The organism is Phycicoccus sp. Root101 (assembly GCF_001426245.1).
Lineage (GTDB): Bacteria > Actinomycetota > Actinomycetes > Actinomycetales > Dermatophilaceae > Pedococcus.
The window spans coordinates 373,236-398,740 of sequence record NZ_LMCM01000001.1; the positions used below are offsets into that span (position 1 = coordinate 373,236).

The 25,505-nt window shown below is 70.6% G+C and carries 25 protein-coding genes; 2 read left to right on the plus strand and 23 right to left on the minus strand.

Annotated features, from left to right (window positions below):
* Positions 1-88: 88 nt before the first annotated feature.
* Genes ASC58_RS01660 through ASC58_RS01675 form a run of 4 tightly spaced genes read right to left on the minus strand, consistent with a single transcriptional unit; the run spans position 89 to position 4,091 of the window.
* Complete coding sequence (locus tag ASC58_RS01660; RefSeq protein WP_056915086.1) at positions 89-769, minus strand: nucleoside/nucleotide kinase family protein; 681 nt, start codon at positions 767-769, stop codon at positions 89-91.
* The gene (locus ASC58_RS01665; RefSeq protein ID WP_056918179.1) at positions 766-1,548 is read right to left on the minus strand and encodes a TSUP family transporter; all 783 of its coding nucleotides are present in this window, start codon (positions 1,546-1,548) and stop codon (positions 766-768) included. The genes ASC58_RS01660 and ASC58_RS01665 overlap by 4 nt, the downstream gene beginning before the upstream one ends.
* Positions 1,549-2,307, minus strand: coding sequence for an HAD family hydrolase (locus ASC58_RS01670; RefSeq protein ID WP_056915088.1), 759 nt, complete (start codon positions 2,305-2,307; stop codon positions 1,549-1,551).
* A complete protein-coding gene (locus ASC58_RS01675) occupies positions 2,307-4,091 on the minus strand; it encodes a proline--tRNA ligase (protein ID WP_056918180.1) in 1,785 nt (594 codons plus the stop codon). Before ASC58_RS01675 ends, ASC58_RS01670 begins: the two co-directional genes overlap by 1 nt.
* Before the next feature lie 119 nt (positions 4,092-4,210).
* On the opposite strand from ASC58_RS01675, the gene ASC58_RS01680 reads away from it, so the two are divergent.
* Entirely contained in the window at positions 4,211-4,846 is a 636-nt protein-coding gene (locus tag ASC58_RS01680; RefSeq protein ID WP_056918181.1) for a pyridoxamine 5'-phosphate oxidase family protein, read from the plus strand.
* 13 nt (positions 4,847-4,859) lie between these two features.
* Here the strand turns inward: ASC58_RS01680 and ASC58_RS01685 are convergent, their stop codons facing one another.
* From ASC58_RS01685 to ispG, 7 genes are all read right to left on the minus strand, one after another.
* A complete protein-coding gene (locus ASC58_RS01685; protein WP_056915091.1) occupies positions 4,860-5,276 on the minus strand; it encodes a MauE/DoxX family redox-associated membrane protein in 417 nt (138 codons plus the stop codon).
* Positions 5,273-5,524 carry a hypothetical protein gene (locus ASC58_RS01690; RefSeq protein ID WP_056915092.1) on the minus strand — a complete coding sequence of 84 codons (252 nt, stop codon included), beginning with the start codon at positions 5,522-5,524 and terminating at the stop codon, positions 5,273-5,275. The genes ASC58_RS01685 and ASC58_RS01690 overlap by 4 nt, the downstream gene beginning before the upstream one ends.
* Entirely contained in the window at positions 5,524-6,369 is an 846-nt protein-coding gene (locus tag ASC58_RS01695; RefSeq protein WP_056915093.1) for a DUF4081 domain-containing GNAT family N-acetyltransferase, read from the minus strand. Before ASC58_RS01695 ends, ASC58_RS01690 begins: the two co-directional genes overlap by 1 nt.
* A gap of 66 nt (positions 6,370-6,435) precedes the next feature.
* Positions 6,436-7,194, minus strand: a complete 759-nt coding sequence (locus ASC58_RS01700) for an amino acid ABC transporter ATP-binding protein (RefSeq protein ID WP_056915094.1) — start codon at positions 7,192-7,194, stop codon at positions 6,436-6,438.
* Positions 7,191-7,979 (minus strand): amino acid ABC transporter permease, encoded by a 789-nt coding sequence (locus ASC58_RS01705; protein WP_056918182.1) that lies wholly within the window; start codon positions 7,977-7,979, stop codon positions 7,191-7,193. The genes ASC58_RS01700 and ASC58_RS01705 overlap by 4 nt, the downstream gene beginning before the upstream one ends.
* Positions 7,980-8,021: 42 nt before the next feature.
* Entirely contained in the window at positions 8,022-8,858 is an 837-nt protein-coding gene (locus ASC58_RS01710; protein ID WP_056915096.1) for an ABC transporter substrate-binding protein, read from the minus strand.
* Between the two features lie 303 nt (positions 8,859-9,161).
* Positions 9,162-10,322 carry a flavodoxin-dependent (E)-4-hydroxy-3-methylbut-2-enyl-diphosphate synthase gene (ispG, locus tag ASC58_RS01715; protein WP_056915097.1) on the minus strand — a complete coding sequence of 387 codons (1,161 nt, stop codon included), beginning with the start codon at positions 10,320-10,322 and terminating at the stop codon, positions 9,162-9,164.
* 38 nt (positions 10,323-10,360) lie between these two features.
* On the opposite strand from ispG, the gene ASC58_RS01720 reads away from it, so the two are divergent.
* The gene (locus ASC58_RS01720; RefSeq protein ID WP_056918183.1) at positions 10,361-11,332 is read left to right on the plus strand and encodes a hypothetical protein; all 972 of its coding nucleotides are present in this window, start codon (positions 10,361-10,363) and stop codon (positions 11,330-11,332) included.
* Here the strand turns inward: ASC58_RS01720 and ASC58_RS01725 are convergent.
* The 12 genes from ASC58_RS01725 to ASC58_RS01780 all read right to left on the minus strand — a co-directional run bounded on the left by ASC58_RS01725 (position 11,329) and on the right by ASC58_RS01780 (position 25,483).
* Positions 11,329-12,696: an RIP metalloprotease gene (locus tag ASC58_RS01725; RefSeq protein WP_056918184.1), complete on the minus strand. Its 1,368-nt coding sequence runs from the start codon at positions 12,694-12,696 to the stop codon at positions 11,329-11,331. The two genes, ASC58_RS01720 and ASC58_RS01725, sit on opposite strands and share 4 nt — an antisense overlap.
* Positions 12,693-13,955, minus strand: coding sequence for a 1-deoxy-D-xylulose-5-phosphate reductoisomerase (dxr, locus tag ASC58_RS01730; protein WP_056918185.1), 1,263 nt, complete (start codon positions 13,953-13,955; stop codon positions 12,693-12,695). Before dxr ends, ASC58_RS01725 begins: the two co-directional genes overlap by 4 nt.
* 31 nt (positions 13,956-13,986) lie before the next feature.
* Complete coding sequence (locus ASC58_RS01735) at positions 13,987-14,640, minus strand: Pr6Pr family membrane protein (RefSeq protein WP_056915101.1); 654 nt, start codon at positions 14,638-14,640, stop codon at positions 13,987-13,989.
* Positions 14,641-14,677: 37 nt separating this feature from the next.
* The gene (locus tag ASC58_RS01740) at positions 14,678-15,748 is read right to left on the minus strand and encodes a DnaB-like helicase C-terminal domain-containing protein (RefSeq protein WP_056918186.1); all 1,071 of its coding nucleotides are present in this window, start codon (positions 15,746-15,748) and stop codon (positions 14,678-14,680) included.
* An 84-nt stretch (positions 15,749-15,832) separates the two neighbouring features.
* Positions 15,833-17,293: an NAD-dependent succinate-semialdehyde dehydrogenase gene (locus ASC58_RS01745; RefSeq protein WP_056918187.1), complete on the minus strand. Its 1,461-nt coding sequence runs from the start codon at positions 17,291-17,293 to the stop codon at positions 15,833-15,835.
* The gene (gene speB, locus ASC58_RS01750; protein WP_082552837.1) at positions 17,293-18,399 is read right to left on the minus strand and encodes an agmatinase; all 1,107 of its coding nucleotides are present in this window, start codon (positions 18,397-18,399) and stop codon (positions 17,293-17,295) included. The genes ASC58_RS01745 and speB overlap by 1 nt, the downstream gene beginning before the upstream one ends.
* Positions 18,400-18,433: 34 nt before the next feature.
* A complete protein-coding gene (locus ASC58_RS01755; RefSeq protein ID WP_056918188.1) occupies positions 18,434-19,711 on the minus strand; it encodes a saccharopine dehydrogenase family protein in 1,278 nt (425 codons plus the stop codon).
* A 29-nt stretch (positions 19,712-19,740) separates the two neighbouring features.
* Positions 19,741-20,514, minus strand: coding sequence for an ABC transporter permease (locus tag ASC58_RS01760; RefSeq protein ID WP_082552918.1), 774 nt, complete (start codon positions 20,512-20,514; stop codon positions 19,741-19,743).
* A 113-nt stretch (positions 20,515-20,627) separates the two neighbouring features.
* Positions 20,628-21,545 (minus strand): ABC transporter permease, encoded by a 918-nt coding sequence (locus tag ASC58_RS01765; protein WP_082552838.1) that lies wholly within the window; start codon positions 21,543-21,545, stop codon positions 20,628-20,630.
* Positions 21,542-22,690: an ABC transporter ATP-binding protein gene (locus tag ASC58_RS01770; RefSeq protein ID WP_056915106.1), complete on the minus strand. Its 1,149-nt coding sequence runs from the start codon at positions 22,688-22,690 to the stop codon at positions 21,542-21,544. The genes ASC58_RS01765 and ASC58_RS01770 overlap by 4 nt, the downstream gene beginning before the upstream one ends.
* On the minus strand, positions 22,690-23,937 hold the full coding sequence (locus ASC58_RS01775; protein ID WP_056915107.1) for a PotD/PotF family extracellular solute-binding protein: 1,248 nt from the start codon (positions 23,935-23,937) through the stop codon (positions 22,690-22,692). Before ASC58_RS01775 ends, ASC58_RS01770 begins: the two co-directional genes overlap by 1 nt.
* Before the next feature lie 61 nt (positions 23,938-23,998).
* Positions 23,999-25,483: a gamma-aminobutyraldehyde dehydrogenase gene (locus ASC58_RS01780; RefSeq protein WP_056918189.1), complete on the minus strand. Its 1,485-nt coding sequence runs from the start codon at positions 25,481-25,483 to the stop codon at positions 23,999-24,001.
* Between the last annotated feature and the right edge of the window lie 22 nt (positions 25,484-25,505).

Below are 25,505 nucleotides of genomic sequence, written 5' to 3' on the forward strand. Positions count from 1 at the left end.
TGAGTGGTCCGACGGGGCCTGGCCCGCCGGACCACTCAACGACCGGAGCGCGCGACGGGAGGGCGCGGACGGGGCGGGGCGGGTCGGGTCAGTCGACCACGAGGCCGTCGACGACGACCACGTCGGCCCGGTCGCGCCCGGTGACGACGAGCCGGGCGTTGGCCTCGTCGGACCGGTCGACCCACGCCTCGGCGTCGTCGACCTCACGCCCGGTGAGGACGTGCCGGTCGACCAGGCGGGCCCGCCGCTGCTCGGCCGCCAGGTCGCAGAACCACACCTCGTCGAGCTCGGCGCGGACCGTCGGCCAGCCACCGTCGGGCAGCAGCAGGTAGTTGCCCTCGGTGAGGACGAGGTCGGCGCCCACGGGGACCTCGATCGAGTCGGGCTCCGGTTCGCCGACACCGTGGTCGAAGCTCGGGGCCCACAGCGCCGCTCGCGGGGTGGCCCGCGCGGTGGTGAGGGTCGCGGCATACGCCTCCACGTCGAAGGTGTCCGGGGCGCCCTTGCGGTGCCGGCGCCCCAGGCGGTCCAGCTCCGCGTTGGGCAGGTGGTAGCCGTCCATCGGCACGTGGGCGACACGTCCCGCGAGGCGAGGGTCAGCCGCGGCAGCAGCGAGCACCGCGAGGACGAGCGTGGTCTTGCCCGCGCCGGGCGCCCCGCTGATGCCCAGGACCCGTCGGCGTCCCTCGAGGGTGGCGGCCTCCACGAGGACGGCGCAGCGGTCGAGCAGCCGGGGGTCCGGGCGCAGCACCGGTCCCGCGGCCGTCATGCCCACACCCCCAGCACCGAGCCGCCGATCCGGACGATGAATGCGACGAGGACGACGACGAAGACCACGCGCACGAACCTACTCCCCCGGGCGACGGCGGTCCTGGCCCCGACGTACCCCCCGACGATGTTGGCGACCGCCATGACGGCACCGATCGTCCACATGACGTGCCCGCCGGGGACGAAGACCGTCAGCGCCCCGAGGTTGGTGGCGAAGTTGGCGATCTTGGCCTTGGCGCTGGCCTCGAGGAACGCGTACCCCATCAGGCCGACGAGGGCGAAGACGAGGAACGACCCGGTGCCCGGCCCCAGCGCGCCGTCGTAGACGCCGATGACGAAACCGGTGAGCATCGCGACGACGGTGTGGCGGTGGCCGTCGAACCGCAGCGCCGTCTCGTGCCCGAGGCGTGGTCTGGCGACGGTGTAGGCACCGACGACCACGAGCATGACCAGGATGACCGGGTTGAACGCCGCCTTGGGGATGTGCAGCCCGAGGAGCGCCCCGCCGACCGCCCCGACGTACGCGACCGCTGCCATGGGCAGGGCCGTGCGCAGGTCGGGACGGACCCTGCGCCAGTATGTGATCGAGCTCGTGGTGGTGCCGAAGATCCCGGCGATCTTGTTGGTCGCCAGCAGCTGCGCCGGGGTCGCCGACGGGAAGCCGAGGAGCAGGGCCGGGAGCTGCACGAGCCCACCACCGCCCACCACGGCGTCGACCCACCCCGCGCCGAACCCCGCCAGGGCCATCAGCAGGACCGTGGTCAGGTCGAGGTCGGGCACCTACCGACCCAGCCAGCCGTCGACGATGTCCAGGATGTCGAGCAGCTCGTGGGCCTCGGCGTCGGGCGTGACGTCGACCGTGACCCGCTGGCTCTCCGGGATGTCGCTGTGCGGCACCCAGATCGCGCGCATGCCGACCTGCTGGGGGCCGTGCACGTCCTCGTACGGCCGGTCGCCGACGTAGACCGCTGCCTGCGGCTCGACACCGACCGCGGCGCAGGCGGCGAGGAACGCCTCGGGGTGCGGCTTCACGACGTGGATCTCGGAGGAGTACACGTCACCGTCGACGAGGTCCAGGACGCCGTCGCGCTGGAACACCTCGCGATGGTAGGCCCGGGTCCAGATCGTGTTGGACAGCACGCCCACCTTGAGCCCGCGGTCGTGCAGCCCCTCCCAGAGCGGGCGGACCTGTGGGTCCGTGTGGGTGTGCGGCTCCCAGAACCTCCGGTATGCCGCCAGCGCCAGGTGGTGCCGGTCGTGCTCGGCGTCCACCCCCGCGTCCGCGAGGATCTGCTCGATCGACGCGCTCTCGTGGCTCTCACGTCCCCGGGACCACGCGCGCTCCTCGGCGGCGTGGATCCGCATCGCGAGCGAGTCGGCCTCGGCAAGGTCGTCGGCCGGCATGTCGGGATCCTCGACGGGCAGGCCATGGACCTCGCGCGCGAAGACCCGCCACTGCTTCGGCAGGTCGACATCGTGCCAGGGCGTCAACGTGCCGCCCCAGTCGAAGATGACCGCCTCGAGGGGCACAGCCCCCATCAGCCGGCCGAGCCGTTCACCGCGGCCAGGACCGCTGCGACGACGCCGTCGACCGGGACCTCGGTGCGCTCCCCGGTGGCGCGGTCCTTGACCTCGACGATGCCGTTCTCGAGCGACTTGCCGACGACCACGATGGTCGGGATGCCGATGAGCTCGGAGTCCTTGAACCGCACGCCGGGGCTGACCTTCTGCCGGTCGTCGAACAGCACCGTCAGGCCCGCGGCCTCGAGCTCGCGGACGAGCTCCTCGGACTTCGTGAAGACCTCGGGGTCGCGGTTCATGTCCTTGCCCGCGGCAACCAGGTGGACGTCGGCGGGGGCGATCTCGCGCGGCCAGCGCAGGCCGAGCTCGTCGTGGTTGCCCTCCGCGACGCAGGCCACCGCCCGCGAGACCCCGACGCCGTAGGAACCCATGATGACCGTCTGGAGCTTGCCGTTCTGGTCCAGCACCTTGAGGTCGAGGGCCTCGGCGTACTTCGTGCCGAGCTGGAAGATGTGGCCCATCTCGATGCCGCGGGCCGACTCGAGGTCGTGGCCGCACGAGGGGCAGGCGTCGCCGGGGCGGACGTCGGCCGCCTCGATCGTGCCGTCGGCGGTGAAGTCGCGGCCGGCGACGAGGTCGATGACGTGCTTGCCGGGGACGTCGGCACCGGTCACCCAGCGGGTGCCCTCGACGACGCGGGGGTCGAGCAGGTAGCGGATCCTCGACGACGACTCGGAGCCGAGGGCGCCCGGCCCGATGTAGCCCTTGGCGAGGGCGGGGTTGGCCGCGAAGTCCTTCTCCTCGAACGCCTCCACCTCGGCGGGCTCGACCTGGGCGCCCAGGCGCTTCTCGTCGATCTCGCGGTCGCCGGGCACGCCGATGGCGAGGGGCTCGCGGGTGCCGTCGGGGTGCACGAGCACGACGAGGACGTTCTTCAGGGTGTCGCTCGCGGCCCAAGGACGGTCCTCCCGGGGGAAGGCCGCGTTGAGGTGGTCGACCAGGGTCTCGATGGTCGGGGTGTCGGGGGTGTCCTCGGCGTGCGCGGCAGGCGCGTCGTCGTAGGGCAACGCGTCGGGGACGGGCACCTGCACGGCCTCGACGTTCGCGGCATACCCGCAGTTGCGGCAGTGGACGTAGGTGTCCTCGCCGTTCTCCGCGGTGGCGAGGAACTCCTCGCTCTTGGACCCGCCCATGGCGCCGGCCATCGCCTGGACGATGACGTAGTGGAAGCCGAGCCGGTTGAAGATGCGGACGTATGCGTCACGGTGCAGCTGGTAGCTCTTGTCGAGCCCGGCCACGTCGATGTCGAACGAGTAGGAGTCCTTCATGATGAACTCGCGGCCGCGCAGGATGCCGGCGCGCGGACGCGCCTCGTCGCGGTACTTCGTCTGGATCTGGTAGATCGACAGGGGCAGGTCCTTGTAGGACGAGTAGAGGTCCTTCACCGTGAGGGTGAACATCTCCTCGTGCGTCGGGCCGAGCAGGTAGTCGGCACCCTTGCGGTCCTGGAGGCGGAAGATGTTGTCGCCGTACTCGGTCCAGCGCCCGGACGCCTCGAAGGGCTCCTTGGGCAGCAGGGCGGGGAAGAGCAGCTCCTGGGAGCCGATCGCGTCCATCTCCTCGCGGACGATCTTCTCGACCTTGCGCAGGACCTTCAGGCCGAGCGGCAGCCAGGTGTAGATGCCGGGGCTGACGCGGCGGATGTAGCCGGCCCGGACGAGCAGCCGGTGGCTCGGCACCTCGGCATCGGCCGGGTCCTCGCGAAGGGTTCGCAGGAACAGGGTCGACATGCGCAGTGCCACTTCGGACTCCTCAGGTGGTGGACAACCACCAGAGGATATCGGTGCGTGTGCCGCGGGCTCACCCCAGTTGTGCCGGCGGAGGGCCGCACGGGTCCGGACGGCGCTGGCACACTGGCGGCATGAGCTCCGACGCCACCGTGGACGACCACCGGATCGAGACCGCCGACCAGCTGCGGGAGCTCGTCGGCGACCCGCTCCCCCGGGTGCGGGACAAGGTCAGGACGTCGCTGCACGAGCTCGACCGGGACTGGATCGCCGCGTCACCGTTCTGCGTCGTGTCGACCTCGGACGCCCTGGGACGGTGCGACTCCTCGCCGAAGGGCGACCCGGCGGGGTTCGTCAAGGTCCTCGACGACACGACGCTCGCCGTCCCCGAGCGCAGGGGCAACAAGCGGGTCGACGGCTACCTCAACGTCCTGGAGAACCCGCACGCCGGCCTGATCTTCCTCGTCCCCGGCCGCGGTGACACGCTGCGTGTCAACGGCCGCGCCCGGCTGGTCTCCGACGCCCCGTGGTTCGACGACATGGAGGTCAAGGGCCACCGCCCCGTGCTGGCACTCGTCCTCGACGTGGAGGAGGTCTTCTTCCACTGCGCCAAGGCGTTCATGCGCAGCAAGCTGTGGCACCCGGCGACCTGGGACCCGATGGCCGTCGGCTCCCGGCCGGAGATCGCCAAGGCCCTGGAACGACCGGAGGACTCGGTCGAGGAGCTCGAGAGGTACTACGGCGAGCAGTACTCGACCGGCCTGTACTGACCGGCACGCCTCGTCAGCGGCCGGCGGCCCGGAGGGCGGTGCGGATCAGCGGGAGCTGGAGCGGCAGCCGCGCCACGGTGCCGGCGAACATCGCCCTGGCCCCGGTGGTCTGCCGGCGCTGGGCGCGCTTGCCGTGGTTGACGCTCATCTGGACGTTGCCCGGCAGGATCGCCACCAGCAGGGCGGCGCTCCCCCAGCCGGCGAGGCGACGGGTCCGCGGGTGGAGCAGGCCGGCGGCACAGACGAGCTCGGCGACACCGGACGCGTAGACCAGCTCGCGTCGTCGCGGGAGCGAGTTCGGCACGAGCGGCTCGAACACCTCCGGCTTGGTCAGGTGGGTCACCCCCGACGTGAGGAACAGCGCCGCCAGCCCGGCGACGTCCTTGCTCAGGGGCGGGGTGGTGTCGCGAACGGCGCGCAGGGAGGTCATGGGTCCATCCTGTCCGGCTCGGCCACCCGGTGCGCGGCGAGGTACCGCAGCCGGGCCCGCAGCGCCAGGGCGAAGGTGACCCCACCGAGGGCGACCAGCACGAGGCCGACCCAGAGCCAGGTGCGCCCCTCGGGCTGCACCCCGGGCACGAGCGCGACGAACAGGCCGAAGGCGAGCACGGAGCCGGTGAGCCACAGCAGGGCGTTGCCCGCGGCCGGGTCGTCCTCCCGGGGCGCGTCCTGCTGCATCAGAGCAGGACGGTCGAGAACGAACCGACGTCCTCGAAGCCGACCTTCGTGTAGGTCGCACGCGCGCTGGTGTTGAAGTCGTTGACGTACAACGTGACCCACTTGGCCCGCGTGGCCATCACCTGCTCGACGACGGACGCCATGAGCGGCACGGCCAGCCCCTGCCCGCGCAGGTGCGGTGCCAGCCACACGCCCTGCAGCTGGGCGCACCCGAGGGCCACCGACCCGACGTCGGCCTTGAAGATGACGGCACCGTCCTCGACGACGACGAAGGTGTGGCCCCGGTCGATGAGGGCCAGGAGCGCAGTCCGGTATGCCGCGCCGGACCCCGAGTAGGGCGGGTAGCCGATCTCCCCCTCGAACATGTGCGCCGCGGCCGGCATCACGAGGTCGACCTCGTCGGTCGTCGCGGGGCGCACGCGCGGGTCGAGATCGACCCCGAGGGACGACGGCAGGTCCATCGCGCTCATGAGCGGCTGGTCGGCACGCACCGCGCGCGCGGGACCCCACGCAGGTGCGAGGTGTCGCCACAGCTCGGCCACCTGGTCGGCCGGGCCGAGGATCGACGCGCAGTGCCGTCGCCAGCGACGGACCCGGTCGGCGAAGAAGGCGATGTCGGCCTCGTCGGCCTCGACGGGGACGAGGTTGGCGCTGGACCAGCACAGCGACTGCAGGCGTCCGTCGACGCGGTGCCCGAGGACGGTTCCCGGCTGCGTCGTCAGCACTCCTTCTAGCAGGCGGGCGGCGACGAAGACGTTGGCCGGGAGGTTGCGGGCGCACACCTCGAGGGCGTCGTCGCGGTCCGCCGCCGTCAGGGCGTGGACCGGGTTCCGGGTGCGCAGCACGCAGTCAGCCTAGGCCGTGCGTGACGTCTGCGCGCCGCTATCGACCGACGACGCGGGCAGGACGGCTCACAGCACCTGGGAGAGGAACCGTCGGAGCCGGTCGCTGCGGGCGTCCTCGAACACCGTGTCGGGCGAACCCGACTCGACGACGACACCCCGGTCCATGAACAGCACCTGGTCCGCCACCGAACGGGCGAACCCCATCTCGTGCGTCACGACGAGCATCGTCATGCCCCCGGAGGCGAGGTCGGCCATGGTCGCGAGGACCCCCTTGACCAGCTCGGGGTCGAGGGCCGAGGTGGCCTCGTCGAAGAGCATCACCTGGGGCTGCATCGCGAGCGCCCTGGCGATGGCGACGCGCTGCTGCTGGCCTCCCGACAGGGTCCCGGGCCGGACATCGGCCTTGTGCCGCAGCCCGACCCGGTCGAGCTGGGCGAGCGCCTGCTCGACCGCCTCGTCCTTCGAGAGGCCGCGGAGGCGGGTGAGCCCCAGGGTGATGTTGTCGCGGACCGTCTTGTGCGGGAACAGGTTGAAGTGCTGGAACACCATGCCCACCCGTTGCCTCAGCTGGTCGGGGTCGTCGGCGAGCACGCTGCGGTCCTCGAGCAGGACGTCACCGGAGTCGGGTTCCAGCAACCTGTTCACGACGCGCAGCAGCGTCGACTTGCCGGATCCCGACGGCCCGATGACACAGGTCGTCGAGGCCGCAGGAACCGCGAGGGTGACGCCACGCAGGACGTGGTTGGTGCCGAACGACAGGTGGACGTCGCGCGTGGCGACCGACACCCCGGTGGTGGCCGTGGGCGGTGCGGCGGTGGTGCTCATCGGTGGCCTTCCTGGGCGAGGGCGAGGGACGGGGCGGCCGGGTCGGTGGGTTCGTCCTCGACGCGCTCCGCGCCGTCGGCGCGACGGCCGTCGCGCAGCCGGCGGTCGATGGCGTTGACGACGTGGGTGAGCGGCACCGTGATGAGCAGGTAGAACAACCCGGCCAGCAGGAGCGCCGACTCGTTGCCGGTGTTGGCGGCGGCGTCCTGGCCGATCCGGAACAGGTCGCGCTGGCTGGCGAGCAGCCCGAGGAAGTAGACGAGCGACGACTCCTTGATCAGCGCGATGAACTGGTTGACCAGGGCCGGCAGCACCCGCCGGATCCCCTGCGGGATGACCACCAGCCGCATGCCGCTCGGGCGTGAGAAGCCGAGCGCGCGGGCGGCCTCGAGCTGTCCTGCGTCGACGCTCTGGATGCCGGAGCGGAAGATCTCGCCGATGTAGGCGCTGGCGATGAGCGAGAGCGCGAGGATGCCGAGCGGGTAGGGGTTCGGGCCCCAGATCTGCAGCCCGACCGGCGACAGGCCGACGCCGATGAGCAGGATCGTCACGGCGGCGGGGAGGCCGCGGAAGATGTCGGTGTAGACCCGCGCCGGCCAGCGCAGCCAACGGCTGCCGGACAGGCCGGCGACGGCCAGGACCATGCCGACGACGGTCCCGATGACCGCCGAGGTGAGGGCCAGGATCAGGGTGTTGGGCAGTCCGACCTTGATCAGCTCGGGCAGGGCGGTGCGCATGGCGTCGACGTCGAAGAACGTCTGCCACAGGGTGCTCAGGACATCCATCCCTGGCCCTCCTCTCGGTGGTGGTGGTGGAGGTGGTCGTCGTTACCGGGCAGCGCCGATGGCGACCGAGCCGCTGCCCGGCGTGAAGTCGGCCGGGATCTCGCGGCTGGGGTAGTACTGCTTCTGCAGCTTCGCCCAGGTGCCGTCGGCGATGACCTCGTCGAGGGCCTTGTCGACGGCCTTGCGCAGGGCGTCGTTCTGCTGGTTCACGGCGAATGCCGTGCCACCCGGGTCGAGCTGCTTGGCGACGGCGAGCACCTTGCCACCGGAGTCGGTGGCCGTCTTCTCGCCGATCTCCGCGGGGGTCACCCACGCGTCCGCCGTACCCGCCTTGAGCTGGTTGAGGGCGGCGTTGTAGTCGGGCACCCGCACGGGGTCGAGGTTCTCGCGCGTGGCGAAGTCGTCCTGGACGGTGCCCTGCACGACGACGACCCGCTTGCCGGACAGCTGGTCGAACGACGTGATCGGCGAGCCCTTCGGGACGTCGAGGCCGAGGAAGCCGAAGTCGTACTTGTTGGAGAACGCCACGGTCTTCTTGCGCGCCTCGGTGATGCTGATCGAGGACGACCCGAGGTCGTACTTGCCGGTCTTGACCTGGGCGAGCAGCGAGCTGAACTCGGTGCCGACGAACTGGACCTTGAGGCCGAGCTTGGCGGCCACGGCCGAGAGGAGGTCGTTGTCGAACCCGGTGAACTTGCCGTCCTTGAGGAAGACGTTCGGCGGCGCGTCGGTCAGCGTGCCGACGCGCAGCGTGCCGGGCTGCTGGAGCTTGTAGGGGTTGGACTCGGCGGAGCTGCTGCTGCCCCCACCGCACGCGGCGAGGGAGAGCGCGAGCGCTGCGGAGGTGGCGAGGACGAGGGCGCGACGGCGCACGGACATGGTGATCGGTTCCTAGGGTCGTGAGGGCTGGGCAGGGTCGGCGCTGACCCGGGCGCGGGCATGACGGAACCCGCGCGGTGCTGGTGTGTCGGAAGGACGTTGACGAGGGGGCGGGCCGCACGCGGGCGCCGGGCAGGCGCCATACGGGTGCGGCTAGGGACAGGCCCGACGGGTCGGGCGGACACCGGGGACCGGTGCCGTGCGGCCGCTCAACGTGAACACATCAGAAAGTTATCCCACCCATAACTTCGGGTGATAACCGGGGTGACGCTTCGCCCACGATGTGGGACGGGGCTGGACAGGTCAGCCGACGGTGACGCTGGGGGCCCCGGCACTGGCCTCGTCGACGGGCTCGCCCATCTCCTCGGCGATGCGCATGGCCTCCTCGATGAGGGTCTCCACGATCTGGCTCTCGGGCACGGTCTTGACGACCTCACCCTTGACGAAGATCTGGCCCTTGCCGTTGCCGGAGGCGACGCCGAGGTCGGCCTCGCGGGCCTCACCGGGGCCGTTGACGACACAGCCCATGACGGCCACGCGGAGCGGCACGGTCATGCCCTCGAGGCCGGCCGTGACCTCGTCGGCGAGCTTGTAGACGTCCACCTGGGCCCGACCGCACGACGGGCACGAGACGATCTCGAGCTTGCGGGGCTTGAGGTTGAGCGACTGGAGGATCTGGTTGCCGACCTTGACCTCCTCGACGGGAGGAGCCGACAGGGAGACCCGGATGGTGTCGCCGATGCCCTTGGACAGCAGCGCCCCGAACGCGGTCGCCGACTTGATCGTGCCCTGGAACGCCGGGCCCGCCTCGGTGACGCCGAGGTGCAGCGGCCAGTCGCCCCGCTCGGACAGCATCTCGTAGGCCTTGACCATGACGACCGGGTCGTTGTGCTTCACCGAGATCTTGAAGTCGTGGAAGTCGTGCTCCTCGAAGAGCGACGCCTCCCAGACGGCCGACTCGACGAGCGCCTCGGCGGTGGCCTTGCCGTACTTCTCGAGCAGTCGGGGGTCGAGCGACCCGGCGTTGACCCCGATGCGGATCGAGACGCCCGCGTCCTTGGCGGCCGCGGCGATCTGCTTGACCTGGTCGTCGAACTTGCGGATGTTGCCGGGGTTCACCCGGACCGCGGCGCAGCCGGCGTCGATCGCGGCGAAGACGTACTTCGGCTGGAAGTGGATGTCGGCGATGACCGGGATCTGGGACTTGCGGGCGATCGCTGGCAGGGCGTCCGCGTCGTCCTGGCTGGGGCACGCCACGCGCACGATGTCGCAGCCGGACGCGGTGAGCTCGGCGATCTGCTGCAGGGTCGCGTTGATGTCCGTCGTCGGGGTCGTGCACATCGACTGCACGGAGATGGGCGCGTCACCGCCGACCTCGACCTTGCCGACCTTGATCTTGCGCGTCTTGCGCCGCGGCGCGAGGACGGGCGGGGGCAGTGCCGGCATACCGAGTCCAACAGTCATGGCCCAAGTATCGCCCACCTGTGGTTTGATCCCCGACCATGGGGGTCACCGGGGGACATGGGGACGACGTGCGGCGCGCCGACGAGGCGATCGCCGAGGCGGCTCGCACCGCCCACGAGCACGCCACCGCGACGGCGCGGCTCGGCTCGCTCGAGCGCGAGGTGGCCCGGCTGACCGAGCTGGTGTCGAGCCGACGCGCTGGGCTGGCGCAGGAGGAGCAGGACGTCGCGAGGCTCGAGTCCTACTCGCTGGCGCGCATCGCCTCCGCGTTGCGCGGCAACCGTGACGCGGACCTCGACCGCGAGCGGGCCGAGGCCCAGGCGGCGCAGTATGCCGTCGCCGACGCCGAGCGTGCGCTGGCCCGGGCACGCCAGGACGAGGCCTCCTGCCGCGCAGACCTCGACGGCGCACCCTCCCCCAAGGCCCTGATGGCGCGGGCCGTGGCCGCCAAGGAGGCCGCCCTGTCCGCCGACCCCGTGATGGCAGCCCGGCTGTCGGACCTCGCCGCCCGTCGCGGCGTGCTGGCGGCACAGCTGAAGGAGCTCGACGAGGCGGCTGCCGCGGGTGCGCAGGCACGCGCCGACCTCGACCGCGCGGCGGGGCTGCTCGACAGCGCCGACACGTGGTCGACCTACGACACCTTCTTGGGCGGCGGGCTGATCAGCTCCGTGGTCAAGCACGACCGGCTCGACCAGGCCGCTGCGTTCATCCGCACGGCCGGGGACGCCCTGGCGAGGTTCAGCCGGGAGCTCGCCGACGTCGACCTCGAGGGTCCCGCGGGGCCCGAGGTGTCGGACCTGCTGCGCGGCATGGACATCTGGTTCGACAACGTCATCAGCGACCTCATGGTGCGCTCCCGCATCAAGGACTCGTCGCACGCCGTCGCCGTCGCACTGACCGAGACCGGGCGGCTGCTCGGCGTGGTCGCGGAGCGCAGCACGCAGGCCCGGCAACGGGCCGAGGACCTCGAGCAGGAGTACCGCGACCTCGTCGGCGCCCCTCGCTCCTAGCCGCCGAGGCTGATCGGCTTCACCAGGTCGGCGTAGATGAGCAGGACCGACATGACGATGAGCACCGAGGACACGGCATACGCCACGGGCAGGGCCTTGGCGACGTCGACGTGACCGGGGTCCGGGCGGTGGCGCAGCCTGGCGACCCCACGCTTCGTGCCCTCCCACAGCGCTCCCGCGACGTGGCCACCGTCCAGCGGCAGCAGCGGGATGAGGTTGAAGACGAACAGCGCGAGGTTGAGCGAGGCCATCAGCATGAGCAGGAAGACGAACGGGTTCATGCCGTTCTCCCCACCGATCCACGGGATCTTGCCCGAGGTGGCCTCGCCCGCCATGCGGCCCACGCCGACGACCGACACGGGCCCGTTGGGGTCGCGCGCCCCGGAACCGAACGCGGCCTGCACGACACCGACCATCTTCTGCGGGATCTTGAGGACCACGCCGGCGGTGGCCAGCAGCTGGTCCCCCACGACCCCGGGGACGGCGGACAGGGGCTGCGCCTCGTAGCCGACGATCCCCTCGGAGGAGACCCCGAGGAACCCGGTCTCCTGCGTGATCGGCTGGCCGTCGGCGTCGACGAGCGGCGTGCCGTCCGGGCCGACCTGCTGGACGGAGTTCCTGATGGGGGTGGCGGTCAGCGTCTGCTCGACCCCGTCGCGCTTGACGACGATCGGCACCGACTGGCCCACGCGCGGACGGATGAGCTTGCCGACGTCGGCCGTCGTCCTGATCGGCTGCCCGGCGACCGACACGATCTCGTCACCGGGGCGGATCCCGGCGGAGTAGGCAGGGGTCCTGGGGTCGCTGGCGGCACACGTGGTCTTGGTCGCGGCCTCCTGGGCGGGCACGACGCACTCGGACACGCTCGCGACGCGGGCACCGTCCTGGAGAGTCGCGACGCCGTACGTCGTGAGCACCCCGGTGAGCAGCACCACGGCGATGAGGAAGTTCATCGTCGGGCCGCCGAGCATGACGATGACCTTCTGGTGCACCGGGAGCTTGTAGAACACCCGCTCCTCGTCGCCCGGCTGGACCTCCTCGAGGCTGAGCTGGCGCGCCTCGTCGGCGAGCTGCGAGAAACGGCCGGTGCTCGACACGCGCAGGGTCCCCGGCTTGTCCCCGGGCCGCGGCGGGAACATCCCGATCATCCGGATGTAGCCGCCGAGCGGGATCGCCTTGATGCCGTACTCGGTCTCGCCGCGCTTGCGTGACCACAACGTCGGGCCGAAGCCGACCATGTACTGGGTCACCTTGACGCCGAACTTCTTGGCAGGGACGAGGTGGCCGATCTCGTGCAGGCCGATGGACAGCCCCACCCCGAGCACCACGAAGAGCACCCCGAGCACGAACAGCAGCACGGTCATCGGTGGAGCGCCCCCTCGGCGTCGGTCAGTGGTTCGTCGGTCTGGTGTGCGTGGGGCAGCCCCAGCACGGTGCGGGCCTGCTCGCGCGCCCACCTGTCGGCGCGCAACACGTCCTCAACGGACAGTGTCGCTGATTCGATCCCCCCGTGGAGCGCGTTCGCGTGGTCAGCGTGGTCAGCGACCACCCGGTCGATGGTGTCGACGATGTCGAGGAACCCGATCCGCCCCTCGTGGAACGCGTCGACCGCCACCTCGTTGGCCGCGTTGTAGACCGCGGGGTAGGTGCCCGCCGCCTCGCCGACCTGTCGGGCGAGCCGCACGGCCGGGAACGCCTCGTCGTCCAGCGGCTCGAACTCCCAGGTCTGCGCCCTGGTCCAGTCGACCGGCACGTCGACGTCGGCGAGGCGTTCGGGCCAGGACAGGCCGAGGGCGATCGGCACGAGCATCCTCGGCGGTCCCGCCTGGGCGATGGTCGAGCCGTCGACGAACTCCACCATGGAGTGGATCAGCTGCTGGGGGTGGACCACGACGTCGATGCGGTCGAACGGGATGTCGAACAGCAGGTGCGCCTCGATCACCTCGAGCCCCTTGTTGACCAAGGTGGCCGAGTTCGTCGTGATGACCCGCCCCATGGAGAAGTTCGGGTGGGCCAGCGCCTGGTCGGGCGTGACCTCGCGCAGGGACTCCCGCGAGCGCCCCCGGAACGGCCCACCGCTGGCCGTGACGACGAGGCGCCGGACCTCCTCGGCGCGCCCTCCCCGCAGGCTCTGCGCGATCGCGGAGTGCTCGGAGTCCACGGGCACGATCTGCCCCGGCTTCGCTGCGGCCTTGACCAGCGGGCCGCCGACGATGAGCGACTCCTTGTTGGCCAGGGCCAGGACCGACCCCTGTGCCAGCGCCGCCAGCGTGGGCCGCAGCCCGATCGCGCCGGTGATCCCGTTGAGGACGACGTCGGCACCGGACCCGGCCGCGGTCACCGCGGCCTCGTCCCCGACCACGATCTGGGGCCGGTATGCCGCGCGGCCGGCTCGCGCGGCATGCGCGGCGATCGCCTCGGCGACCTGCTCGGCGGTGCCGCCGGCGACCGCGACGAGGTCGACGTCGAAGGCGACCGCCTGCTCGGCGACGAGGTCGATGTTGGACCCGGCCGACAGCGCGGTGACGCGGAACCGGTCGGAGTTGCGCGAGACCACGTCGAGCGCCTGGGTCCCGATGGATCCGGTGGAGCCGAGGATGGCGACGGAGCGCGGAGAGGTCACCCCTGCATTGTCGCAGCCCGCGCCGAGGGGCTCACCCGTCGGACTGCCGGCGCCGCGCCAGCGCCCGGTCCGCGGCGACGAAACCGAGGCCGACCACGGCGAAGAGCACGGCGATGGCCGCGAGGTTGAGCAGCACCCGACCCCAGCCGAGCGTGTCGACGTTCATGAACGGGTAGGGCCACCAGTCGGCGACCACCCCCCGCACGAGGGTGTAGAGCCCCCACAGGAGCGGCCAGCCGAGCGAGGGCAGCACGGCGGACCGCACGGCCTGGCCGCGTGGTCCGGCGACCGCCCACGCCACGAGCGCGAGGATCGGCACCACCACGTGCAGCAGCTTGTCGACGACGTAGCTCGCGCCGTGCAGGTCGAGGATCGGGCGCAGGAAGAACCAGTGCACCAGGCCGGTCACGGTGATGCCCTCGATCGTGGCCAGGCGCACCACCCGCCAGAAGGTGCCGTCGTGGTCCGGGTCGCGGGCCAGCGTGAGCGACACGTAGGCCACGAGGAGGTTGGACAGCACCGTGAAGTAGGAGATGAACTCCACGAGCCGGGTGCCCAGCGGCTTCGCGGCAGTCTCGTCGAGGACCGCCTCGCCGTTGACGATGAGGACGAGCTGCCACAGCACGGCCACAAGCGTGACGGCGGCGACGACGCCGTGGACGGCGCGGCGATGGGTCGGGGTCACCCCCACCACGCTAGCCCCGACGGCGGCGGACGACCCGTCAGTCGCGGAAGACGCGCTCCTCGATGAGCTGCTCCTCGACGAGCCGGCCCTCGGGCTCGAAGCGGCCCTGCTCGAACCGCTTGCGGAACTCCAGCGAGACGTGGTCGACACCGCTGCGGTTCTTCTCGATGGACATGATCACCCACTGGCGGAAGCGCTCGGCGTTCTCGAGGTGGTAGACGAGGTGGTGCTTGGCCACGACGTCGTACTTGTCGTTGAGGATGAGGATGACGTCGGACTCGTACGCCAGGGCCGACGAGCCGCGCAGGTCGTTGACCCGCATCCGCTTCCCGGCGACCAGGCTGCCCTTGTCGGCCGCCACGATCGCGAGGATCGGCACCTGGAACTCGAGGGCGAGGTCCTTGAGCCGCTCGACGACGACGGCGACGCGCTCCTCCTCGCTGCCCGAGAACTGCGCGACGGGCACCTTCTGGAGGTAGTCCACGAGGACGAGGGGTGGCTGGCTCTCCTGGCTCACCACCTGCTCGATCGCGGTGCGGATCTCGTCCAGCGTGGTGTGCAGGCCGCTGGAGGTGTGCACGTGCAGGTGCTCGCCGTACCGCTCGAGGGCAGCGACGGCCTCGGCCCCACCGGGTGCGTTCGCGAAGCGCTCGCTCATGGAGTGGGCGTTGCTGTGGCGGGCCTCGAAGCGCTGTCGGATCTTGGTCAGGCTGATGCCGTCCGAGCCGGCGATGGCTCCCGCCTCGATGGCCAGCAGGCGCTCGAGCACGCTGTGGGCGTCGTGCTCGTAGGAGAAGAACACCGCCGAGCGGTTGGCGGAGACCGCGTTGCGCAGCATCTGCAGTGCCATCGCGGTCTTGCCCAGGCCCTGGGGTCCGCCGAGCAGGATGAGCTCCCCCGAACGGAAACCACCCGTCAGCGCGACGTCCAGGCTGTCGAAACCCGTGGGCCACACCCGCGCACCGGCCGCCCGGCCGGTGCGCATCTTCTCGTCGGTCTCGGCGAGGACGTCAGTGAGGGAGCGAAGCCGCGGCGCCGTGCGTCCGGGCGGGGTCGCCGGCGCCGAGGCAGGCTCGGCCGAGGCCTCGTGCGACTCGACAGTGGTCATGAGAGCGATTGAATACCCATTGCCCGCCGTACGGGGACAGTTCGGCCAACTTCGTCCGGGGGAACTACGGGACAGACCCGCCGATCAGGGGGCGATGCCGACGTACGTCGTCTCGAGGTACTCCTCGATCCCCTCGAAGCCACCCTCGCGCCCGAAGCCGGAGGCCTTGACCCCTCCGAACGGCGCTGCGGGGTTGGAGATGATCCCCTGGTTGATGCCGATCATCCCGTACTCGAGCGCCTCGCTGACCCGGATGACACGGCCCAGGTCGTTCGTGAAGACGTAGGACGCGAGTCCGTACTCCGTGCCGTTGGCCAGGTCGATGGCCTCCTTCTCGGTCCGGAAGGAGGCGATGGGCGCGACCGGCCCGAAGATCTCCTCGCGCATCATCCGGGCGTCCTTGCGGACGCCGGTGATGACCGTGGGCTCGTAGAAGTAGCCGCGCCCCGGGACGGCCTTGCCGCCGGTCACGACCGTGGCGCCCTGCGAGCGAGCGTGCTCGACCAGCTCGGACACCCCGTCGCGGGCCTTGCCGTCGATGAGCGGGCCGACGTCGACGCCCTTCTTGGTTCCCTTGCCGAGGGTGAGCCCACCCATCCGCGTGGCGAGCTTGGCGGAGAACTCCTCGACGACGCTCTCGTGGACGTAGAACCGGTTGGCCGCCGTGCAGGCCTCACCGATGTTGCGCATCTTGGCGAGCATGGCGCCGTCGACGGCGCGGTCGAGGTCGGCGTCCTCGAACACGAGGAAGGGGGCGTTGCCGCCGAGCTCCATCGACACGCGCAGGAGCTGCTCGGCCGACTGCTCGACGAGGCGACGACCGATGTTGGTCGAGCCGGTGAAGGTGAGCTTGCGCAGGCGTGAGTCCCGGATGAGCGGCTCCATGACGTCACCGGTCCGCGAGGTGGTCACCACGTTGAGGACCCCGTCCGGCAGGCCGCACTCACGCAGCAGCTCGGCCAGGGCGAGCATCGTCAGGGGGGTCTGGCTCGCGGGCTTGACGACCATGGTGCACCCGGCGGCGATGGCCGGGCCGATCTTGCGGGTGCCCATGGCCAGCGGGAAGTTCCACGGCGTGATCATCAGGGTGGGCCCGACCGGCTTCTTCATCGTGAGGAGCCGGGTCGCACCGTTCGGGGCCGTCGACCAGCGGCCGCTGATCCGCACCGCCTCCTCGGAGAACCACCGGAAGAACTCGGCGCCGTAGGTCACCTCGCCCCGCGACTCCGCCAGGGTCTTGCCCATCTCGAGCGTCATGAGCGTGGCGAAGTACTCGGCGCGCTCGGTGATCTTCTCGAAGGCCGAACGCAGGATCTCGCCACGGTCGCGCGGCGGCGTGCTGGCCCAGTCCCCTTGTGCCGCAACGGCGGCATCGAGGGCCGCCTTGCCGTCAGCGACCGACGCGTCAGCGACGTGCGCGAGCGTGGCGCCGCTCGAGGGGTCCTCGACGGCGATGGTGCGGCCGTCGCTGCCGTCACGCCACTTCCCCGCGATGAACAGGCCCTTCGGGACGGATTCGACGAGCGACTTCTGCGTGGTGGCCATCAGGACTTTTCCTCCGTGGGTGCGTGGTCGTGCTGGTCGTGGGTCTCGTGCGTGTGGTGGTGGGAGGGGATGTGTCCCTCCGGTATGGCGCCGGCGCGACCGGCGAGCAGCGGCTGCGCCGGGTCCCAGCGGGTGCCGTCCCGCTCGTCCCGGCGACGGCGGGCGATGGCCGACAGCGCCTCGAGGACGACGCGGTTCGCGAGCGCCGCGGTGATGTCGGCGTGGTCGTAGGGAGGGCTGACCTCGACGACGTCGACACCGACGACGGGCAGCTCGAGGCAGATCCGGCGCACCGAGTCGAGCAGCTCGCGGGCCGACAGGCCGCCGGGCTCGGGCGTGCCGGTGCCCGGTGCGTGGCCGGGGTCGCAGACGTCGATGTCGACGGAGAGGAAGACCCCCTCACACTCGTCGGTGGCGATCGCGAACGCCTCGGTGAGGCACTCCTGCAGCCCCCGGTGGACGATCTCGGTCATCTCGAACGAGCGCATCTGCTGGCCGGCCATCCAGTCGAGCGTCTCCGGCGGCGGCCAGTAGCCGCGCAGCCCGACCTGCAGGAACCGGTCCCCGCGCAGCGCCCCGGACTCGATGAGCCGACGCATCGGCTGGCCGTGGCCCCAGAGCGACCCGAACTCGATGTCACCGGTGTCGGCGTGCGCGTCGAAGTGGATCATCGACACGCGGCCGTGCCCGAGGACGTTCGCGACCCCCTTGGCGTCAGGGAACGCGATGGAGTGGTCACCACCCAGGACCACCGGTATGGCGCCGGCCCGGGTCACCTTCTCGACCGCAGCCTCGAGCTTGGGCAGGGATCGCTCGATGTCGCCGGAGTACATCTCCACGTCACCGGCGTCGACCACCCGCAGGTCCACCAGGCCGTCGGTGCGCAGCGCCAGCGAGGGCCGCGAACCGTCGTGCGGGAGGTAGTCGGTCATGCGGATCGCCTGCGGCCCGAACCGGGTTCCCGGTCGGTGGGAGGTGCCGCCGTCGAACGGTGCACCGAGGATCACGACGTCCGCGTCGGCATACGTGCTCTCGTCGTCGAGGTCGCACCGGTCCACGCCGAGGAAGGTGAAGTCGGGGCCGTACTGCTGCCCGTATCGCGTCATGAGCCGACCCTAGCCGCGAGCGCGACCATCGGTCTCAGCGGTCCTCCATGCCCCACGGCGAACCGTAGCCGTCGGGCTTGGGCGCCTTGAGCAATTCGAGGAACGGCACGGCGTCGAACGCCTCCGGACCGAGGACCCCGTTGCCGGCCCACGTACCGTTGGCGAGCAGCTCGAGTGCGACGACCGGGTTGACCGCGGTCTGCCACACGACGCACTGGGCGCCGTACTCGCGCATCGTGTCCTCGTTGTCCGACACGTGGTAGAGGTACGTGCGGCGAGGCTGACCGTCCTTGCCCGTGCCGGTGACCCAGAGGCCCGCGCAGGTCTTGCCCTTCATCTGCGGACCGATCGTCGCAGGGTCGGGCAGCACCGCGGCCACGACGTCCCGCGGCGAGACCTGGACACCCTTGACCGTCACCGGGTCGGTGCGGTCGAGGCCGAGCGTGCGCAGGGTCTTGAGGATGGTGATGAGCTCCTCGCCGAGGCCGTACTTGAAGGTCACCCTGTCGGCGTCGACCCAGCGGGGCATGAGGAGCACCTCCTCGTGCTCGACGTGGACGCACTCGACCGGGCCGATGCCCTCAGGGAAGTCGAACACCTCGGGCTCGGCGAACGCCGGCAGGGTGCGGAACCCCGCCTCCACGTCGCCGCCCGCGGCCTCGGCGCGGGACCTCTCCCACACCACCGGCGGGTTGAGGCACTCCTCGATGATCGTCCACATCGAGAAGCCGGGGGCGAAGGTCTCGTTGCCGTCGGCGTCGAGGACGGCGAGGTTCGCGCCGTCCCTGGTGCCGAGCTCCTCGATGTGCGAGAAGAGGTGGTCGGAGGCATACCGCGCGAACACGTCCGACAGCCCGGGCTCCACGCCCATCCCCACGAGGGCGAGCTGGTTGGATGCCTCCCACTCCCCCGCCATGGCGAACTGCTCGTCGCCGAGCTTGACGTGCGCCTTGGCGTACGGCTCCTCGGGGTGGCGTTGCGACAGGCTCATGGCCATGTCGAGGTAGCCGGCACCGGCCACCAGCGCCCCACGGAAGATCGGCATGACGAACCGCGGGTCGACGGCGTTGAAGACGTGCGTGACCGCGTGCTTCAGGGCCAGGGCGGCCACGGCAGCGCCGTCGGAGGCGTCCACCACCTCGGCGACGAGGCGGTCCTCGCTCGGGCGCCGGGCGGTGGCGTGGGCGACGGTCGCCTCCGCCCTGGACAGGTCGTAGTCGGCGACGACGAGCAGCTCGAAGAAGTCGCGCTCGACGGCGATGCGCGCGGCAGCGTCACCGACGCCACCGGCGCCGATCATGAGGATCCGCATGGGGGGGTCGTCCTTGGTGGGGTCGGGGGTCAGCGCTTGCGCGCGTTGCCGATGAGCTGACCGGCCACCACGAGGAGCACCGCGATGACGAACATCGAGAAGCCGATCACGTTGGCCTGGGCCGGGATCCCGCGCAGGTAGGACACGTAGACGAACTTCGGGAAGGTCGTCGCGTCACCCGACACGAAGTTGGTGATGATGAAGTCGTCGAACGACAGCGAGAAGGCCAGCAGCGCGGCGCCGACGACACCCGGGAGCACCAGCGGGAAGGTGACCCGCCAGAACGTGGCCCCGGGACCGGCGAACAGATCCTGCGCCGCCTCCTCGAGCCGTGGGTCGAGGCTCTGCAGGCGGGCCTTGACCGTGACGACCACGAAGCTGATGCAGAACATCACGTGCGCGATGACGATCGTCCAGAACCCCAGCTTGAGGCCGAAGCGGGAGAAGCCCTGCACGAAGATCGTCAGCAGGCTCGCGCCGAGGACGATCTCCGGCGTCGCCATGGGGACGAAGACCAGGACGTTGCTGGCCGCGCGGCCCCGGAACTTGTGCCGCACCAGGGCGAACGCGAGCATCGTGCCGAGCACCGTCGCGACGACGGTGGCGATGACGCCCACCTGGATGGAGGTGACCAGCGCGTCACAGACACCGGGGGCGCCACAGGGGTCCTTCCAGTGCTTCAGCGTCGGACCGGCCGCGGAGTTCCAGACGATGTTGGACTTGCGGTAGTCGTTGAACGAGAAGGCGAACGTGTAGGCCACCGGCACGAACAGGTAGACCAGCACGGCCAGCGCCGCGATCATCGAGACGTGCGTGCCGAGCCACGTCTTCACCCGTGCCAGGGGGGTCGGACCCGCGACGGACGAGCGGGTCGGTGGCGTGGGCCCACCGGTGCGGGGGCGTGAGGCGGTGGCGGTCACAGGAGCTCCTCCGTGCCGAACTTGCGGATGTAGACGAACACCATCGCGAGGATGATCGCCATGAGGGTGAAGCTGAGCGCGGCCGCCGTCGGGAAGCCACCGAGGACCCGGAAGAACTGGCTCTCGATGACGTTGCCGACCATCTTGGTGCTGCGGTCGGACCCGAGCAGCTCGGCGTTGACGTAGTCACCGGCTGCCGGGATGAACGTGAGCAGCGTGCCGGCGATGACACCGGGCAGGCTCATCGGGAGCGTGACCTTGCGGAACGTGGTGAGCCCGTTGGCGTACAGGTCGCCACCCGCCTCGATGACCTTGGGGTCGGCGCGCTCGAGGGAGGCGTAGATCGGCAGCACCATGAACGGCAGGAAGTTGTAGGTCAGGCCGGCCACGACCGCGACCCACGTCTCGGTGATGCGTCCGCCGGGGAGCAGGTGGAGGAACTTCAGCGTCTCCGCCACCGGACCGTTGTCGGCGAGGATCTGCCGCCAGGCGATGGTCCGCAGGATGAAGGACGTGAAGAACGGCGCGATGACGCAGATCATCATGACGTTGCGCCACTTCCCCGCCTTGAACGCCATGGCGTACGCGAGGGGGTAGGCGAGGACGAACGCGAAGAAGGTGGCCAGCCCGGCATACAGCAGGGACCGCCCGAAGTGCGGCGCGAACTCGGTGATCGCGTCGAGGTAGTTCCCGAAGTTCACGTCCCGGTAGTAGTAGCCGGGGAAGCCCGGGAAGCCGCTCTGGAGGGAGACCGTGAACAGCTGCAGGAGCGGGAACACGAAGAACACCAACAGCCAGATCGTGCCCGGGATGAGCAGCAGGTATGGCGCCCACGAGCGTCCGCCGCGCTCCTGCGGCGGACCGTCGTCGGGTGCCCCCGGTGTCCCCCCGCCCACGTGGGCGAGGGCGCTCACGACGCGACCTGGGCTTCGGCGGCCGCGGCCTCGTCCACCTCGACCCCGAACGCGTGCCCGGAGTCCCACTCGAGCCACACCGGGTCGCCCGGGCGCAGGGTGTTGCGCTGGACGTCGAGGTTCTGCTCGTACACGGCCCACGTGCTGCCGCTGGGGACGGTCACGAGGAACTGCGTGGCCACCCCCGTGAAGGAGACGTCGACGACCTGGGCCTTCACGTCGTTGCCGGCACCGGTGGGCTGGTCGCTGCTGATGCGCACCTTCTCGGGACGGACGCCGAAGGTGATCCGCCCGCTGTGGACGGCGGAGCGCGCCTTCGGGATGCGGACCGTCGTGCCCGCCACCTCGACGACGAGGTTGTCGCCGTCGGTGCCGGTGACGTCGCCGACACCCAGGTTGGACTGGCCGACGAAGTTGGCCACGAAGGACGTGCGCGGCAGGTCGTAGAGCTCCTCCGGGTGGCCCATCTGCTCGATCCGCCCGGCGTTCATCACGGCCACGGTGTCGGCCATGGTCATGGCCTCCTCCTGGTCGTGGGTCACGTGGATGAAGGTGAGGCCGACCTCGGTCTGGATCCGCTTGAGCTCCACCTGCATCTGCCGGCGCAGCTTGAGGTCGAGGGCGCCGAGGGGCTCGTCGAGCAGCAGCACCTCCGGGCGGTTGACCAGCGCGCGGGCCAGGGCGACACGCTGCTGCTGGCCGCCGGAGAGCTGGGCCGGCTTGCGGGTGGCGAAGCTCGACATCTGCACGAGCTCGAGGGCGTCCTCCGCGGCCTTGCCCGCGTCGGAGTCACCCCGGCGCCGGGGACCGAAGGAGACGTTGTCCCGGATCGTGAGGTGCGGGAAGAGCGCGTAGCTCTGGAACACGGTGTTGACCGGGCGCTCGTACGGCCGGGAGCCGGTGAGGTCGGTGTCGCCGATGAGGATGCGTCCGCGCGTCGGCTGCTCGAGCCCGGCCACCATGCGCAGCGTCGTCGTCTTGCCGCAGCCCGACGGGCCGAGGAGGGCGAAGAACGAGCCGCGGGGAACCGTGAGGCTGAGGTCGTCGACGGCGGTGAAGTTGGCGAACTGCTTGGTGACCGACTCGAGGTTGAGGTCGCCCTTGGCCGCGCGGAAACCGGCTCCGCCAGAGGAGAAGAGTGCCATCAGTTACCGACCACCTTTGCCCAGATGCTGCTGTAGTCGGCGTCCTCCTGTGGGGAGAGCGCCCGGAACCCCTTGACGTTGTTGTCCTTGATGTAGGACTCGCTCGGGAAGATGAACGGGCTCTTGGCCAGCTCGGGGTCGATCTTCTCCATCTCCGCCTGTGCACCCTCGACGGGGCAGACGTAGTTGACGTAGGCGGCGACCTGGGCCGCGACCTCGGGCTGGTAGTAGTAGTCCATCAGCGCCATGGCGCTCTTCCGGTGCCGCGACGTGATCGGGATCATCATGTTGTCGCTCCAGAGCGTGCCGCCCGACTCGGGGATGACGAACTGCCAGTTGTCGTTCTCGGTCTCGGCCCGCAGCACGAACAGGTCACCGCTCCAGACGATGCCCGCGATGGCGTTGCCGCTCTTGAGGTCCTCGAGGTAGCTGTTGCCCTTGACGCGGCGGATGTAGCCGTCGCTGATGCGCTTGTCGATCTCCGCGACGGCCGCCTCGAACTGCGCCTTGCCGAAGCCCTTGGAGATGTCGACGCCCTGTTGGAGCATGACCAGCCCCAGGGTGTCGCGGAACTCGCTGAGGACGACGATCTTTCCCTTGAGGTCGTCCTGCCACAGGTCGTCGAGCGACTTGAGCTCGCGGCCGACCTTGGACTTGTCGTAGCCGATCCCGGCGAACCCGCTCTGCCAGGTCAGGGACTTCTGGCGACCCGGGTCGAACGAGACGTCCTTGAGCGAGTCGAGCAGGTTGGCCGCATGCGGCATGCGGATCAGCTCGAGCGGCTGCACCAGCCCGTCGCGGATGACGCGGTTGGCCATCCAGTCGGTGAACACGAAGATGTCGCGGTCGATGTCCTGCTTGGCCCGCAGCTGCGGCGCGATCTTGTTGAAGTAGGAGTCGTTGTCGTCGACGTCCTCGCTGTAGGTGACCTGGATCCCGGTCTTCTTGATGAAGGCCTCGAGCGTCGGGTACTTCTTGGTGTCCTCGTCGTAGTCGAGGTAGGCGGTCCAGTTCGCCCACTTGAGGACCTTGTCGGTGGCCGACACGTCGGTCGGCAGCTGCACGGCGACGGCGCCGGCTGCCGGAGGCGTCGGGGGTGCACAGGCCGACAGCGCTGCCGCAGCACCACCCATGAGGGAGGCCCCGAGGAGTCCCCTTCTGGAGAAGGAGCGATCTCGGGTGGAGGACATCGCGGCGCGGACCAGGCCACGGGCGACGGGGTCTGCGGGAGGTCGCAGGGGTTTCATCGGCACTCGCTAGGGGTTCGGCCGGCTGCCGCCCGAGGACGGCTGCCGGGTGGGACGGGGGTCAGCTGTCGATGTTGGCCATCACGTGCTTGATGCGCGTGTAGTCCTCGAAGCCGTACATGGACAGGTCCTTGCCGTAGCCGGACTTCTTGAAACCGCCGTGCGGCATCTCCGCGACGACAGGAATGTGGGTGTTGATCCAGACGCAGCCGAAGTCCAGCGCCTTCGAGACGCGCATGGCGCGGCCGAAGTCCTTGGTCCAGACGCTGGAGGCGAGGCCGTAGTCGACGCCGTTGGCCCAGCGGATGGCCTCCTGCTCGTCGGTGAACCGCTGCACCGTGATGACCGGGCCGAAGATCTCGTCCTGGATCGCCTCGTCGTCCTGGCGCAGCCCGGACAGCACCGTCGGCTCGAGGAAGAACCCGTCGCCGAGCGCGTCCATCCGGTGCCCACCGGCCGCGACGCTGGCGTGGTCGGGCAGCCGTGACAGGAAGCCCTGCACGCGCTCGAGCTGGTTGCGGTTGTTCACCGGGCCGAGGAGGGCATCCTCGTCCTCGGGCAGGCCGACCTTGACCGAGCTCCTGGCGTACTCGGCCAGTGCCGCCACGAAGTCGTCGTGGATGTGCGGCGCGGCGAGCACGCGGGTCGCGGCGGTACAGTCCTGCCCCGCGTTGAAGTAGCCCGCGGTGGCGATGCCCTCGACGGCGGCCTCGATGTCGGCGTCGTCGAAGACGATGACGGGCGCCTTGCCGCCGAGCTCGAGGTGGACGCGCTTGAGGTCGCGCGCAGCGCTCTCGGCGACCTGCATCCCGGCACGAACGGAGCCGGTGATGGCCACGAGCGCCGGCGTCCGGTGCTCGACCACCGCGCGGCCCGTCTCGCGGTCGCCGGTGACGACGTTGAAGGTGCCGGCCGGCAGGAACTCGGAGGCGATCTCCGCCATGAGCAGCGTCGTCTCGGGCGTCGTGTCCGACGGCTTGAGCACGACGGTGTTGCCCGCCGCGAGGGCCGGGGCGATCTTCCAGGTGGCCATCATCATCGGGTAGTTCCACGGGGTGACCTGGCCGACGACGCCGATCGGCTCGCGCCGGATCCAGCTCGTGTGGCCCCGCATGTACTCCCCGGCGGAGCGCCCCTCGAGCACGCGGGCCGCCCCGGCGAAGAAGCGGATCTGGTCCACCATCGGCGGCATCTCCTCACTCGCGGTGAGGGCGTGCGGCTTGCCGGTGTTCTCGGACTCGAGGCGGACGAACTCGTCGGCCCTGCGCTCGATCGCGTCCGCGAACCGGAGCAGGGCGGCCTGGCGTTCGCCGGGGGTGGTTTGCCCCCACTCCTCGAAGGCGCGGCTGGCCGAGGCGTAGGCCGCGTCGACGTCCTGGGCCGTGGACACCGGGGCGGTCGCGACGACCTGGGCCGTCACGGGGCTGACGATGTCGGCCGTCGCGTCGGTGGTGGCGTCGACGTACTCGCCGCCGACGAAGTTGCGCAGCACGCGCGGCGAGGCCGTGGTGCCGGTGGTGGCGGGGCCGGCGGTCGTGGCGGTCACTGACTCTCCCAGGGAGCTCGGG

Coding starts and splice junctions, on each gene's coding strand:
- ASC58_RS01770 (WP_056915106.1), bottom strand. CDS start 22,690: ATGGCACTCTTCTCCTCTGGCGGAGCCGGTTTCCGCGCGGCCAAGGGC.
- ASC58_RS01690 (WP_056915092.1), bottom strand. CDS start 5,524: ATGCAGCAGGACGCGCCCCGGGAGGACGACCCGGCCGCGGGCAACGCC.
- ASC58_RS01720 (WP_056918183.1), top strand. CDS start 10,361: ATGGGGGTCACCGGGGGACATGGGGACGACGTGCGGCGCGCCGACGAG.
- ASC58_RS01680 (WP_056918181.1), top strand. CDS start 4,211: ATGAGCTCCGACGCCACCGTGGACGACCACCGGATCGAGACCGCCGAC.
- ASC58_RS01685 (WP_056915091.1), bottom strand. CDS start 5,276: ATGACCTCCCTGCGCGCCGTTCGCGACACCACCCCGCCCCTGAGCAAG.
- ASC58_RS01775 (WP_056915107.1), bottom strand. CDS start 23,937: ATGAAACCCCTGCGACCTCCCGCAGACCCCGTCGCCCGTGGCCTGGTC.
- ASC58_RS01705 (WP_056918182.1), bottom strand. CDS start 7,979: ATGGATGTCCTGAGCACCCTGTGGCAGACGTTCTTCGACGTCGACGCC.
- ASC58_RS01745 (WP_056918187.1), bottom strand. CDS start 17,293: ATGGCCACCACGCAGAAGTCGCTCGTCGAATCCGTCCCGAAGGGCCTG.
- ASC58_RS01660 (WP_056915086.1), bottom strand. CDS start 769: ATGACGGCCGCGGGACCGGTGCTGCGCCCGGACCCCCGGCTGCTCGAC.
- ASC58_RS01670 (WP_056915088.1), bottom strand. CDS start 2,307: ATGGGGGCTGTGCCCCTCGAGGCGGTCATCTTCGACTGGGGCGGCACG.
- ASC58_RS01710 (WP_056915096.1), bottom strand. CDS start 8,858: ATGTCCGTGCGCCGTCGCGCCCTCGTCCTCGCCACCTCCGCAGCGCTC.
- ASC58_RS01755 (WP_056918188.1), bottom strand. CDS start 19,711: ATGCGGATCCTCATGATCGGCGCCGGTGGCGTCGGTGACGCTGCCGCG.
- ASC58_RS01725 (WP_056918184.1), bottom strand. CDS start 12,696: ATGACCGTGCTGCTGTTCGTGCTCGGGGTGCTCTTCGTGGTGCTCGGG.
- ispG (WP_056915097.1), bottom strand. CDS start 10,322: ATGACTGTTGGACTCGGTATGCCGGCACTGCCCCCGCCCGTCCTCGCG.
- ASC58_RS01760 (WP_082552918.1), bottom strand. CDS start 20,514: ATGATCGCGGCGCTGGCCGTGCTGGTCTACCTGTTCGTGCCGGTGGCC.
- speB (WP_082552837.1), bottom strand. CDS start 18,399: ATGACGCGATACGGGCAGCAGTACGGCCCCGACTTCACCTTCCTCGGC.
- ASC58_RS01740 (WP_056918186.1), bottom strand. CDS start 15,748: ATGACCACTGTCGAGTCGCACGAGGCCTCGGCCGAGCCTGCCTCGGCG.
- ASC58_RS01700 (WP_056915094.1), bottom strand. CDS start 7,194: ATGAGCACCACCGCCGCACCGCCCACGGCCACCACCGGGGTGTCGGTC.